At 66.0% G+C, this 12729-nt stretch carries 15 protein-coding genes and 1 pseudogene; 5 read left to right on the top strand and 11 right to left on the bottom strand.

All coding sequences use genetic code 11. The annotated features are described in order from the left end of the window. Positions 1-35 precede the first annotated feature (35 nt). The 8 genes and pseudogenes from DES44_RS21385 to argB form a co-directional block, all read right to left on the bottom strand. Positions 36-431: a phosphoribosyl-ATP diphosphatase gene (locus DES44_RS21385; RefSeq protein ID WP_058934171.1), complete on the bottom strand. Its 396-nt coding sequence runs from the start codon at positions 429-431 to the stop codon at positions 36-38. A 3-nt stretch (positions 432-434) separates the two neighbouring features. Then, entirely contained in the window at positions 435-827 is a 393-nt protein-coding gene (gene hisI, locus DES44_RS21390) for a phosphoribosyl-AMP cyclohydrolase (RefSeq protein WP_058934170.1), read from the bottom strand. 16 nt (positions 828-843) lie between these two features. Continuing rightward, positions 844-1380 (bottom strand): NUDIX domain-containing protein, encoded by a 537-nt coding sequence (locus tag DES44_RS21395; protein ID WP_083525395.1) that lies wholly within the window; start codon positions 1378-1380, stop codon positions 844-846. Between the two features lie 160 nt (positions 1381-1540). Further along, positions 1541-2407, bottom strand: a pseudogene (locus tag DES44_RS21400) (ATP-binding protein); the annotation flags it as partial. A gap of 183 nt (positions 2408-2590) precedes the next feature. Continuing rightward, positions 2591-3229, bottom strand: a complete 639-nt coding sequence (gene slmA / locus DES44_RS21405; RefSeq protein ID WP_058934168.1) for a nucleoid occlusion factor SlmA — start codon at positions 3227-3229, stop codon at positions 2591-2593. 145 nt (positions 3230-3374) lie between these two features. Further along, positions 3375-4061: a response regulator gene (locus tag DES44_RS21410; protein ID WP_058934167.1), complete on the bottom strand. Its 687-nt coding sequence runs from the start codon at positions 4059-4061 to the stop codon at positions 3375-3377. A gap of 438 nt (positions 4062-4499) precedes the next feature. Continuing rightward, a complete protein-coding gene (locus DES44_RS21415; RefSeq protein WP_058934166.1) occupies positions 4500-5156 on the bottom strand; it encodes a pyrimidine 5'-nucleotidase in 657 nt (218 codons plus the stop codon). A gap of 176 nt (positions 5157-5332) precedes the next feature. After that, positions 5333-6268, bottom strand: coding sequence for an acetylglutamate kinase (gene argB, locus DES44_RS21420; RefSeq protein ID WP_058934165.1), 936 nt, complete (start codon positions 6266-6268; stop codon positions 5333-5335). Between the two features lie 134 nt (positions 6269-6402). Here argB and DES44_RS21425 point away from each other — a divergent pair, with 134 nt between their 5' ends. The 3 genes from DES44_RS21425 (at position 6403) to DES44_RS21435 (ending at position 8567) form a co-directional block, all read left to right on the top strand. After that, positions 6403-7398, top strand: a complete 996-nt coding sequence (locus tag DES44_RS21425) for a cation diffusion facilitator family transporter (RefSeq protein ID WP_083526005.1) — start codon at positions 6403-6405, stop codon at positions 7396-7398. 323 nt (positions 7399-7721) lie between these two features. Then, a complete protein-coding gene (gene dtd, locus DES44_RS21430) occupies positions 7722-8159 on the top strand; it encodes a D-aminoacyl-tRNA deacylase (protein ID WP_058934164.1) in 438 nt (145 codons plus the stop codon). Positions 8160-8183: 24 nt separating this feature from the next. Continuing rightward, positions 8184-8567: a VOC family protein gene (locus tag DES44_RS21435; protein ID WP_058934163.1), complete on the top strand. Its 384-nt coding sequence runs from the start codon at positions 8184-8186 to the stop codon at positions 8565-8567. A 181-nt stretch (positions 8568-8748) separates the two neighbouring features. On the opposite strand, the gene DES44_RS21440 is transcribed toward DES44_RS21435, so the two are convergent. Continuing rightward, entirely contained in the window at positions 8749-9714 is a 966-nt protein-coding gene (locus DES44_RS21440; RefSeq protein ID WP_058934162.1) for a tripartite tricarboxylate transporter substrate-binding protein, read from the bottom strand. 270 nt (positions 9715-9984) lie between these two features. On the opposite strand from DES44_RS21440, the gene DES44_RS21445 reads away from it, so the two are divergent. Then, complete coding sequence (locus DES44_RS21445; RefSeq protein ID WP_147307165.1) at positions 9985-10713, top strand: hypothetical protein; 729 nt, start codon at positions 9985-9987, stop codon at positions 10711-10713. A gap of 36 nt (positions 10714-10749) precedes the next feature. On the opposite strand, the gene DES44_RS21450 is transcribed toward DES44_RS21445, so the two are convergent. After that, positions 10750-11061, bottom strand: coding sequence for a hypothetical protein (locus DES44_RS21450; protein WP_058934160.1), 312 nt, complete (start codon positions 11059-11061; stop codon positions 10750-10752). A 169-nt stretch (positions 11062-11230) separates the two neighbouring features. Here DES44_RS21450 and DES44_RS21455 point away from each other — a divergent pair, with 169 nt between their 5' ends. After that, positions 11231-12025, top strand: coding sequence for a Crp/Fnr family transcriptional regulator (locus DES44_RS21455; RefSeq protein ID WP_083525393.1), 795 nt, complete (start codon positions 11231-11233; stop codon positions 12023-12025). Between the two features lie 107 nt (positions 12026-12132). Here the strand turns inward: DES44_RS21455 and DES44_RS21460 are convergent, their stop codons facing one another. After that, positions 12133-12723 (bottom strand): GNAT family N-acetyltransferase, encoded by a 591-nt coding sequence (locus DES44_RS21460; RefSeq protein ID WP_083525392.1) that lies wholly within the window; start codon positions 12721-12723, stop codon positions 12133-12135. Positions 12724-12729: the final 6 nt, after the last annotated feature.

Below are 12729 nucleotides of genomic sequence, written 5' to 3' on the forward strand. Positions count from 1 at the left end.
CGCTCTCCCTGGGTGTCAGTGGTCGTGAATGGAATTCAGGCGGACGGTGGGGGGGCCGTGTCGGTGGCGGGCTGGGGCGTGGCCTGCGGCCGCGACCGGGCGGCGAACTCCTCCAGACCGGAGAGCCCTTCGCGCCGCGCCAGCTCGGCCAGCACCTGGCCCGGTTCCACCTTCAAGGCCGCCAGGGCCACGATGGAATGGAACCACAGGTCTGCCACTTCGTAGACCAGTTTCTGCGGGTCGCCGTCCTTGGCGGCCAGCACCACTTCGGTGGCTTCTTCTCCCACCTTTTTCAGGATGTGGTCCAGGCCCTTGGAAAACAGCTTGGCCACATAGCTCTTGTCGGGTTCGCCTTCATCCCGGCGCTGCGCCACCACCTCACCGAGGTGGGCCAGCACATCCGGGCCGGTCAGGGGCGGGTGGGCACTCATGTCTCAACTCTTGTAGATGTGGGCCGGGTCCTTGAGGACCGGCTCCACCGAAGTCCAGCGGCCGTTGTCCAGGCGCTGGAAGAAGCAGCTGTGCCGGCCGGTGTGGCAGGCGATGCCGGGCTCATGCCCGTGCTGGGTGATGGTGAGCAGCAGCACGTCGTTGTCGCAGTCCATGCGGATGCTGTGCACCTGCTGCACATGGCCGGACTCCTCGCCCTTGTGCCAGAGCTTGCGGCGCGAGCGGCTCCAGTACACCGCCTGGCCGAGCTCGGCGGTACGGGCCACGGCTTCGCGGTTCATCCAGGCAAACATGAGCACATCGCCGGAGCCCTGCTCCTGCGCGATGACGGGGACCAGGCCATCGGCGTCCCACTTGATCTGATCGAGCCATTCCATGGCGGCAGTGTAGCCCTCAGCCGACGTGGGTGGGGCCGGTGTGGCCCCGCTCTTCGGCGAACCATCGCAGCACGGGGATGGTGCCCGGCAGCACCGGCTGCACCTGCACCGGCAGGGTCTGCCAGGCCATGGCCTGCTGCTCGCGCATCTCGAACTCGCCCTCCCAGTCGAACACCTTGCAGAAATGCAGGCGCACCCGGGCGTGGGGGTAGTCCATCATCTCCACTTTCCAGGGGTGGGCCGGGCCGATGGTGATGCCCAGTTCTTCCTGCAGTTCCCGGCGCAGGGCCTGCTCGACGGTCTCCCCCTGCTCCAGCTTGCCGCCGGGGTATTCCCAATAGCCGGCGTAGACCTTGCCTTCGGGGCGGGAGGTCAGCAGGAATTCGCCTTCCTGGCCGTCCGGGGTGCGGCGCACCAGCACGCCCACGGCGACATCCACGGGGATGCGGTCTTCGGGCCAGGGCGCAGCGGGCGCGGGTGCCGAAGCAGGCGCAGAAACAGGTGCCGAGGCGGGCGCAGAAACGAGCGCGGGAGCGGGAGATACGTCAGACATGGTCCAGGCCCTGAGGGGCGTCGAGATCGGGATCGTGACCGGATGGGGCGCCTGTCCGATGGCCTGCGGAGGCTGCTGACGGTGCGGACGACGTGGCTGAAGGGGTGGACGTGGCGGCAGCACCAGCCGCCAGCGGCACGCCTGCATCGTCGGTCACGCCGCGCCCCGCCAGGTCCCGGGCAAACTGATAGGCCACCCGGCCCGAGCGGGAGCCGCGCTCCAGCGCCCACACCAGCGCGGACTGACGGGCCGCCTCGATCTGGGCCGGGCTGAGTCCGAAGTGCTGCAGCCACTGGCCGACGATGGTCAGGTATTCCTGCTGGCTGAAGCTGTAGAAGCTGATCCACAGGCCAAAACGCTCGGACAGGGAGATCTTTTCCTCCACCGCCTCGCCGGGGTGCACCTCCACGTTGCCGTCGCGCTCGCCATGGGTGTAGGCCAGGTTGTCCTTCATCTGCTCGGGCAGCAGATGGCGGCGGTTGCTGGTGGCGTAGATCAGCAGGTTGTCAGTGGCCGCGGCGATGGAGCCGTCGAGCATCGACTTGAGGGCCTTGTAGCCGGCCTCGCCTTCGTCGAAGGAGAGGTCGTCGCAGAAGATGACGAAGCGTTCCGGCCGGTCAGCGACCAGGTCGGCCAGCTCGGGCAGGTCCACCAGGTCGGATTTGTCGACCTCGATCAGCCGCAGGCCCTGCGAGGCGAATTCATTCAGGCAGGCCTTGATGAGCGAGCTCTTGCCGGTGCCGCGGGCGCCGGTGAGCAGCACATTGTTGGCGGGCTGGCCGGCGACGAACTGCCGGGTGTTGCGCAGCAGCCGTTCCTTTTGCGGCTCCACTTCCTTGAGGTCTGTCAGCTGGATGCTGGAGAGGTGCCGCACCGGTTCCAGGCGGGCGCTGGCGCCGCGCTTGCGGTAGCGGAAGGCGACAGCGGCGGACCAGTCCGGCGCGGTCAGCGGTTGCGGGAGCACCGCCTCCAGGCGGCTCAGCAGCGCGTCGGCGCGCTGCAGCAGGGCATCAAAGGCGTCGGACATGGAAGCGGCTCGGGAAGCGGCTCTGGGAGCGGGACTGGCAGATCGTCTGGCAGCCACTGAGGCTGACAGTCTGCCATTGAATGAGGCAGGCAATCGGGACTACCAATCGGGGCAGCCAATCCTGACTGCCATTCGGGGCAGCCAATCGGGCCAGCCCCTGGCGCCAGCGAATCGGAAGTTGCGTCAGGCCAGCATCCGCATGGCGGCTTCGAGTTGCTCGGTGGGCAGGCGCTTGAAGCCGGAGCGGGCATAACGCTGCAAGCGGCCGATGATGAAGCTCACCAGCACCGAGGCCTGGGCCTGGGCTTCGACGGTGGGGGTGCTGGAGCCCGATGCTTCGGCGGCGGAGCGCAGCGCCTGGCGCAGGGCGGATTCGACCTTGTCGAAGAACTGGTTCATGCGGGCAACCAGTCGTTCGTTCTCGTAGACGAGCGCGTCGCCGACCATGACACGGGCCATGCCGGGATTGCGTTCGCCGAACTGCAGCAGCACGGCCACGATGCGCTGGGCTTGGGCCAGGCCGGAGGGTTCGCGTTCGGCGATCTGGTTGAGCAGCGAGAAAATGCTGGACTCGATGAATTCGATGAGCCCTTCGAACATTTGCGCCTTGCTGGCGAAATGGCGATAGAGCGCGGCCTCGCTGACCTCCAGGCGTGCGGCCAGGGCGGCGGTGGTGACCCGTTCCGCGCCGGGCTGTTCCAGCATGCTGGCCAGGGTTTGAAGGATCTGGACGCGTCGTTCCCCGGGCTTGAGGCGCTTGCGCGGCAACTCGGCGGCTTTGGGCGCGGCGGGATCCGTGGTGTCGGGGGGGCTGGTGTGCATAGGCGGGGCCGGAACGTGTGCGTGGATTCTGGCACATGCTTTGCCCTTGCCCGGTGATGATCGCGCCCCGGGCGGTTCGTGTGGCCCGGGGGTGGGTGCTGGAACGTCTGTGGCGCGACGGTTGGGAAAACTGCCGCGGGCCCGCTCAGTCGCGCAGCCAGCCGAGGCGGCGGGCCTCGTAGATGGCTTCCACCTTGGAGCGCACCTGCAGTTTGCGGTAGGTGCGTTTGACGTAAGTCATGATGGTGTGCGGCGACACATTCATGAACTGGGCGATCTCATCAAAGGTGAAGCCCTTGGCGGCCAGGTGCAGCACGCGGGACTCCTGTTCGGAAAGGGCCACCACCTGCTCATCCACGAGGGGCATGGAGGCCGAGTCGGTGAAGGGGCGGCCGCTGTGGCCATTCTGCGGAGCCAGGCGCAGCAGCAGGCGCCGGGCAATGACCGGGCTGATGGGACTGCCGCCCGCGCGCAGGGAGCGCAGTTGGCCAGGCAGGTCCAGGGCAAGGGAGTCCTTGAGCAGATAACCCGTGGCACCGGCTTCGATGCTGGACAGCACATGCTGCTCATCCCCAAACACCGAGATGACCATGACCTCGCATTCCGGCGCCACATGCGCCGCATGACGGATCAGCTCGATGCCAGACCCGCCCGGCAGGTCCAGGTCGACCAGCAGCACATCCGGCCGCGTTTGGTCGAACATCTTCCGGCCTTGCGGAAGGTCGGTGGCCATGCCGACCAGCCGAATATCTGGCGCCTTCTCAAGCGCATGGGCAAACCCTTCGCGGAAGCGAAGTTGGTCCTCGACAATCAAGACGCTGAACAGTGACATGCATTCCCTCACGGCTTAGAGGCCGTCCCAGCACATTCTGTGTGTCAGCACAACACACCGGCAATCCCCAGCTTGGAGTGGAGTGACCAAAGACAGGTCGCGGTGTGTGGCGCTGGTAGAAATGACTGGGTCTCCCTCGAGGAGGCGTCAAGGGCAAGGGGTGATCCCGAGGAGTTTCTAAACGTCACTGGGCTCGGGGGTGGAAGGTTCGGCCGGCCCCGCGAATCAGGGGGGGTGGGTTGGGAGCGGTGGACACGGACATTGGGAGCCCAGGGGCCCTTTGCTTCATGTCATTCCTGTCCGGCTCCGCCGGCCATTCCCTTCTTTACTTCCGCAAAGGGCCCCTGGGCTCCCAATGTCCTGCACCGAGGGGTGGGGAGAGAGCAGGCGTGCGGAGGTTGGCGCGGTGACATGCGCTGCAGCATGCCGCGGATGCTTTCATGGCCATGACTTCAGGTCGCGGAGGCGCGAGACGCGTCGGTCCACGATGGCAGGACGCTGCGCGCATGCGGTGGGAGCCCAGCCGCGCATCCACACCGTGCGCATGCCCAGGCTGCGCGCGGCTTTGAGGTTGGCGAGGCTGTCCTCCACCAAAATGCATTGGGAAGGATGGACTTTGAGACGAGCGCACACATGCCGAAACATCCGCACGTCGGGCTTGGGCCGCCAGTGGCCAAAGATGCGCATCTCTTCCACCGTGATGACCTCATCAAAGGTCTGCTGCAGTTGTAAGGCGTGCAGTACGCGACGCGCATAACGCGCCGGCGCATTGGTCAGAAGCACCTTGCGCCCTTGAAGCCGGCGCAGCCAGGCCACATCCGGCGCCGAGGCCCGCAGCCCTTCCTCCAACCGAGGCAGCGCATGGGTCTCATCGAGGAAGTGAGAGCCCACGATGGCGTGATGCCGCACCAGCCCCAGCAGCGTAGCGCCATACCGTCGCCAATACCGCCGCCGCAGCTCCTGGGCCTCATCGCTGCTCACCCCCAGGTGGCGGACGATGTAGTCATTCATCGCCACGCCCAGCTCCCCAAAGATGCCAGCCGACGCGTGGTGCAGCGTATCGTCCAGATCAAACAACCAGACCCGTTCCCGCATCACGCCCCTCTGCCCTCAACGATCCGCCAACCCTCCCCTGCGCAGCGACAACCCAAACCCCTCCCGCCTTAAAGCCCGGCGCAGCCCGGGCACCCTCCAGCGGACTCTGGGGATCCGGCTTTGCCGGGCCCCGAGGCGCCCCCCTGGGGGGGCTGGCGAAGCCAGTAGGGGGGGGGTCAATGAGACCTGATCATGGTGCCGTAGGCCTGCTCGGAGAGGATCTCCAGCAGCATGGCGTGGGGCACGCGTCCGTCGATGATGTGCACGGCCTTCACGCCGCTGCGGGCGGCATCCAGGGCCGAGGCAATCTTGGGCAGCATGCCGCCGGACAGCGTGCCGTCTGCAAACAGCTCGTCGATCTCGCGGGCCGACAGGTCCGTCAGCAGATTGCCGGCCTTGTCCAGCACGCCCGGCGTATTGGTCAGCAGCACCAGCTTTTCCGCCTTCAGCACTTCCGCCAGCTTGCCCGCCACCACATCTGCATTGATGTTGTAGCTCTCGTTGCTTTCACCAAAGCCGATGGGGCTGATCACGGGGATGAACTGGTCGTCCTGCAACGCCTTCACCACGCTCGGGTCGATGGCCACGATGTCGCCCACCTGGCCCACGTCGTGTTCCTTGGCCGGGTCGTCCTTGTCGACCATCTTCAGCTTCTTGGCGCGGATCATGCCGCCGTCGCGACCGGTCAGGCCCACGGCCTTGCCGCCGGCCACGTTGATCAGGCCCACGATGTCCTGCTGCACCTCACCGGCAAGCACCCATTCCACCACGCTCATGGTCTCTTCATCGGTCACGCGCATGCCCTGAATGAAGTGACCCTTCTTGCCCAGCTTGTTCAGCGCGTCCTCGATCTGCGGGCCGCCACCGTGCACCACCACCGGATTCAGACCCACCAGCTTGAGCAGCACCACGTCCTCGGCGAAATCCTGCTGCAGCGCCGGATCGGTCATCGCGTTGCCGCCGTACTTGATCACGATCGTTTTGCCGTGATATTTGCGGATGTACGGCAGCGCTTGGGACAGCAGCTCGGCCTTGTCCCGCGGCGGGATGTGGCTCAAGTCGCCCTGGGCGTGGCTGGTGGCGGTAGCGGGGGCGGAAGGATCTTGCTTCATGGTGATGGATGCTCAGCAGACGCTTGGAGCCAAAGGTTGGAGCGAGGTGTTTGGAGCAGACAGCGGGGTTCGGCGGGTGCGGGATGCAGTCCGACAAAACTCCGCAGGATTGTAGGACCGGCACAATGCCGGGCATGCAAGTCCAGCACTATTTGAAACTATCGGTCGTGGTCGCCCTGGTGACCATCGCCCTGAAGATGGCGGCCTGGCACTGGACGGGTTCGGTCAGCCTGTTCTCCGACGCCATGGAGTCCCTCGTCAACCTGGCGGGCGCCCTCTTTGGCCTGGGCATGGTCACCATTGCCCGGCGCCCGCCCGACGAGGACCATCCCTTTGGCCACCACAAGGCCGAGTACTTCTCCAGCGCCTTCGAAGGGGCCCTCATCCTGGTCGCGGCGCTCGGCATTGCCTGGACGGCCATCGACCGTCTGCGCACACCCCAGCCCCTGGACTCGCTGGACATTGGCCTGGCCCTGTCGCTGATCAGCACCGTCATCAATGGCGTGCTGGCCTCGGCCATGCTCAAGGCGTCGCGGGAGCATCGCTCCATCGCCCTGGAAGCCGATGCCCGCCACCTCTTCACCGACGTCTGGACCTCGGTCGGCGTCGTCATCGGCCTGCTGGGCGTTCGTTTCACCGGCTGGACCTGGCTCGACCCGCTGCTGGCCCTGCTGGTCGCGCTCAACATCCTGCGCGAGGCGGTGCACCTCATGTGGCGCTCCACCGGCGGCCTCATGGACCAGGCGCTCTCCTCGGAGGACCAACAAGCCATCCATGCCGTGCTCCAGCGCTTCACCGGCCCGGACCTGCGCTTTGACCATGTGGCCACACGCATGGCGGGCCAGCGCCGATACGTCGACCTGCACCTGCACGTGCCCGCGCCCTGGACCCTGGGCCGCGCCGCGGCACTGCGGGGCGAAGTGGAACAAGCGCTGATGCAGGCGCTGCCCGGACTGCGAGCCAGCATCCAGTTGCTGCCGGTCAACGCCGAGACGCGTTTCGACGAACTGGAGCGCACCCCCACTACACCGGTTAGCGAATCGACCTCTTCTGACGCCTCGCCGACAACTCCACGCATGCAGGAGCCGGCGGACAAAAGTCAGGCCCTGGGTCCATCGACGGGGGCTTAGGTCTTGATGGGGAAGGTGGTCGGCGCAGGCCAGACGGACGTCGTTGCGGCCATTGGCCTGCCAGCCTGGATGGAGTTCCAAGTCAGACGCTGGCCGAAGCGCTACGCTGCTGCTTACCCTTTGCACGCCTCGGTGCCCGATCGTGATGGTGCACGGTGCAGGACGCCGACGGGGCGGGGGGTATTTGCGGAAGTAAAGAAGGGAATGGCCGGCGGAGCCGGACAGGAATGACATGGAGCAAATACCCCCCGCCCCGGCGGCGTCCGACGCGCCTGCAAAGAACGCCCTCTTCCCCCACCCCAACCCAGCCCCCAAGAACACCCATGATTGCCCTCCTCCAACGCGTCCAACAAGCCCGAGTGGATGTTGGCGACCGCTGCACCGGTGCCATTGATGCCGGTTTCCTGCTGCTGCTGTGCGCCGAACCGCAAGACACCCCAGCCACTGCGGAAAAGCTGATCCAGAAGGTGCTCAAGCTGCGCGTCTTCAGCGACGACGCGGGCAAGATGAACCGCAGCCTGCAGGACACGGCGGGGGGCTTGCTCATCGTCTCGCAATTCACGCTCGCGGCCGACACCTCCAGCGGCAACCGTCCCAGCTTCACGGGTGCCGCGCCGGCTGCACTCGGCCGTGAGCTTTACGAACATGCTGTCGCCTACGCCCGCCAGCAGCATCCCACCGTGGCCACCGGAGAATTCGGAGCCGACATGAAAGTCAGCCTCGTCAACGATGGCCCTGTCACCATCCCTATCCGTCTGTGAACGTTTCAGAAAGAGATTGCCCTCATGATCAGCTACGTCACCCTCGGCAGTAACGACCGCGTCAAGGCCAAGGCCTTCTTCGATGCCACACTCGCCCCCCTGGGCCTCACGGCCACCTATGCCGACGATGAAATGATCGGCTACGGTCCTGCTGGCGGCGAGACCCAGCTCTGGGTCGTTCAGCCTTATGACGGCCTGGACGCCACGGCCGGCAACGGCAGCATGCTGGCGCTGTCGGCCTCCACGCGGGCGCAAGTGGACCAGGTCCATGCGGCGGCACTGGCGGCGGGCGGCCGCGACGAAGGCCGCCCCGGCCTGCGCGACCACTATGGCCCCAACTACTACGCCGCCTACTTCCGCGACCCGGAGGGCCACAAACTGGCGGTGGTCTGCCGCACCCCGGCCTGATCCACCGGACCAGACCGGACCGCCCCTATTGGTCCACCCAGGACCGCGCTGGACCGCGATGGATGGCCATGCACCGCGCCAGGCCCCATCGGCCCCACCCACAACGACAAAGCCCGCCAATTGGCGGGCTTTTCCTTCAGGGCCTCTGACCGCTCCTCGCGGCCAGATCCTCCCCACTCGATCAGTCGGCGTACTGCCCGGCGGCCTTGATCACCGGCCCCCACTTGTTGATCTCCGCCTCCACAAACTTCTTGTGGTCCGCCGGATTCACCCGCGCATCCGTCACGATCACCGCCCCCAGCGCTTCCTCGCGCTTGTGGAAGTCGGCGTCCTTCAGCGCCGTCTTCAACGCGGCATTGATCTTTTCCAGCACCGGCTTGGGCGTGCCCTTGGGCGCGTACAGCCCGTGCCAGATCGTCACGTTGAAGCCCTTCAGACCGGCTTCCTCCAGCGTCGGCAGCTTCGCCAGCCCACCGCCCAGCCGCTTGGGCGTCGTCACGGCAAAGGCCTTCACCTTGCCGCTCTCGATCTGGCTGGTGGTGTTGGTCGTCTGGTCGCACATGATGTCCACCTGACCGCCGATCAGGTCCGTCATCGCCGGGCCCGTGCCCTTGTACGGCACCGTCGTCATGTCCGTCTTCAGCGTGCTCTGGTACAGCAGCCCGCACAGATGCGACGCTGACCCCAGACCCGCATTGGCCAGGTTGATCTTGCCCTTGTTGCCGTCGATCCACTTCGCCAGCTCGGCATAGCTGTTCGCCGGCAGCGTCGGGCGCGAGATGATGGTCATCGGCACTTCGTTGATCAGGCCGAGGTACTCGAAGTCGTCCAGCGTCTTGTACTGCAGGTTGCGGTAGAGCGACGGGGACGTGGCCATGCCGATGTGATGCAGCAGCAGCGTGTAGCCGTCCGGCGATGCCTTGGACACCTTGGTCGCACCCAGCGTGCCGCCGGCACCGCCGACGTTCTCGATCACGATGGTGGCATTGAGCGGCTTGCGCAGGGCCTCTGCCAGGTCACGCGCCACCTTGTCGGTCGGGCCACCAGCGGCAAACGGCACGACGATGGTCACCGGCTTCTCGGGGTAGTCGGCCCAGGCGGCGCCCACGCTCAACGCCGCGATGCAGGCGAGCAAAGTCTTCTTCATGGCTGTCTTCCATCAGGAGTGTTTGGTGCCAGGAATGCTAAAGAACCAGACCCCCGTGCGACTAGCGGAAACTACGTAAGCGCGTGCCGGGGCCAGGCGGAACCGGCCGGTGCAGCGGGAGGCACCCAGAGGCGTCTTCATTCGTGACGCCTCGGCGTCTTCCCCATGTACGCTTTCCGCATCGCACATTCACCTGTGGCTCTCCATGACGCTCACCTCCAGCCGGTGATGTTCCAGCCGTCTCTGAGCCCACGTGATACCCGTCGCCTGATGAATACGATCATCGACAACCGGTCTCTCGCGCATGAAATCCTCTCCCACATCAAGACAATAGATCCCAAGTCGATCAGCCTGCGGAAGGAACGGCAGCAGGAGATCATGGACTACTGCAACGCTGTCTGCGACTACCAAACCCTGTCGAACGACGTTGCCGCCGGAACGCACCGCTCACACCACACCGGTTCCTTCAAGCCACCGTCGCCACTACTGCCCAAACATGTCGAGCTTGCGCAGAAGGACCGCGCGATGCTGAACATCTTCATGAGCGAACTCGCGCATGTGTCGAAAATGGTCCGCGAGGATGCGCGCGGACAGCTTGAGCAAAGCATGCGCACGTTGCAACGACTCGCCAAACACATGACCGTGGAGCCCCCCGTTCTTCGCCGCGCGGCCGAATTTTTATCGCTCCTCGGCCCCAGGCACCACAACGCGGGTGCGTTCAAGCTGGAGAGGGACCGCGACCTTGAAGCGCTCCGCACTTTGAAGTCCCGCGTCGAGGAATGCTGCCGCGCCCTCGAACTGGTAAAACCCTTCGCCGACGCCGGCGCGCCCAAAGGGAGACACCACTTGATGGAGGCGGCCTACTTGAATCACTTGAAAAACGCCAAAGAGGCCGCCATAGAGCGCGATTGGAGCCGGTTGTATGGCCAACTGGATGAGCTGGAAGCCATCGCCAGTCTGACCGGCCACGTCCCTGCCGTGCCTCTCTCGCAGGCCTGACAGAGCCCGGCGCCGGGACCAGCGCCCTCAAGCCCCTCAATCGTCCTGCCACTGCAGCAGGCGGCGTTTCAGCTCGTCCTGCAGCTTGCGCACATCGGCCGCATTTCGGCAGACCCGGCTGTCCCACTCGGGGCTTCGCGCGGGCCGCTTGGCCAGCCGTGCCAGCAGTTGATCCCCCTGGGCCTCAAGCGTCAGGACGTCCTGCCCTTCGAAGCTGAAGCTGTCGCCCCGCTCCTTGAGCGTGCGCTGGTCCCGCAGCGCGCGCTTGAGTTGCACCAGGGCCGTTTCAGCATTGAAGGGCGGGAGTGCAAAGAAGGATCCGGGGTCGTTGTCTGCATCGGCAGTCATGGGAATCTCCAGCAAGCCGGGAGGGAGTCGTCAGCATCGTGCCGCGCGCTCTGTGTGGATTTGACGCGCCCTCCCATGAATCGCGACATTCCTAGGGTGAACACGGGGGCGTATTTTCCCGAAAAGGGACTGTCCGTACGGTGTCAACCAACGGCAGGATGATCGCGCCATGTCCGTCTCTGACACCTCCTTCTCTGCCGAAGCCCGCCCCGTGCCCAGTGTGGCGCCGCGCCCTTGTGTGCACGAACGCGCGAGGCCGGCCACGCCCGCGGAGCTGGCGACCATTCCCTGGATGGCAGGACTGCTGCCCGCGGAGCGCCAACAGGTCGCCACCGGCTTGCAGGTGGCCGAGGTGGAAGGGGGAGAATTGCTGTGTGCCAGCGGCCCGGCCGCCGCTTACTGGTTCGGCGTCATCGAGGGACTCTTGAAACTCAGCGAGCCCACCAGCGCCGCAAAGCCCGCCGGCACCAGCACCGCCCGACCAAGCGGGTTCCACGGCGTGGCGCCCGGCGGCTGGTGCGGCGAGGACACGCTGCTGCGGCGTGGTCCGTATCGCCAGGACCTGCGGGCGCTGCGTCGCAGCAAGGTGGCCGCGCTGTCGCTGGAAGACTTCCATGCGCTGCTGGCCGTCAGTCTTGCTTTCAACCAGTATCTGCTGCACCAGATGAATGAGCGGATGGCCCAACTCAGCACGTTGCGCGACATGGAACGCCGCAGCGACCCCGACCTGCGCGTCGCGCGCCATCTGGCGGCGCTCTCCCATCCTCGCCTTCATCCAGGCGTCGGGGATCTGCTGCGCATCACCCAGCAGGAACTCGGTCAACTGGTGGGGCTGTCGCGCCAACGGGTGAATGAGGCGCTGGGCCGGCTGGAGACATCACGCCTCATCCAGGTGGCGTATGGCGGGGTGCAGGTGATGAACTGGCAGCGCCTGCATCAGTATCCCGACATCGCCGCTGCCTGAGAGACCCCCACAGCGCCCGACCCAAGCGCGAATAGGCATCGGCCCACGCACGAACCGGGATCGGCGCGCGGCAATGGGCGAGGTCTCAGCCGCGAAAGCGGATCAGCTCAAGCGCCGAAGGGCGTCGGCTCCGGCTGCTCAGGCGGGCACGCCTGGAACTGCGCCACGTTGATCTCGTACAGCAGGCTGGCAGCTTCACCGGGATGGTCCGCCACCGAGCCTTTCAGCCGAAGACCGAGCCGCTCCACCGTCTTGCGCGCCGCCACATTGCCGGGCGGCAACAGCGACTGCACCTCTCCCGACTTCAATTCCAGAAAGGCCATCCGCAACGCCGCCAGCGACATCTCGGCCGCGTAACCGCAGCCCCAGAAGTCCGAGCGGAAGTGGAACTCCAACAGCAGGGACGGCACGCCGGTGACCAGCGCCCGGCTGAGGCCCCCAAAGCCGATGGCGCCCCACTCCGGATGCTCGCGCAGCTCGACGGACCAGGGACCGAATCCGTCAGTGGCCCACAACGCCTGCCATCCGGCGAGGCGGGCTGCGGCACCGGAGCACTCGTTGCCGAAGCGCAAATTGGCCGGGTCCATCAGCGCATCGTGCAGCGCGCGCAGGTCACCCGGGGCGGGGGCCCGCAAGCGCAGGCGTGCCGTGAGCACGTCCGATGCCAGGCCGGGAGAGGGGGTATGCGGCATAAACATAGGGTA

The sequence above is a fragment of the Roseateles depolymerans genome, from assembly GCF_003387155.1.
Classification (GTDB): domain Bacteria; phylum Pseudomonadota; class Gammaproteobacteria; order Burkholderiales; family Burkholderiaceae_C; genus Roseateles; species Roseateles depolymerans.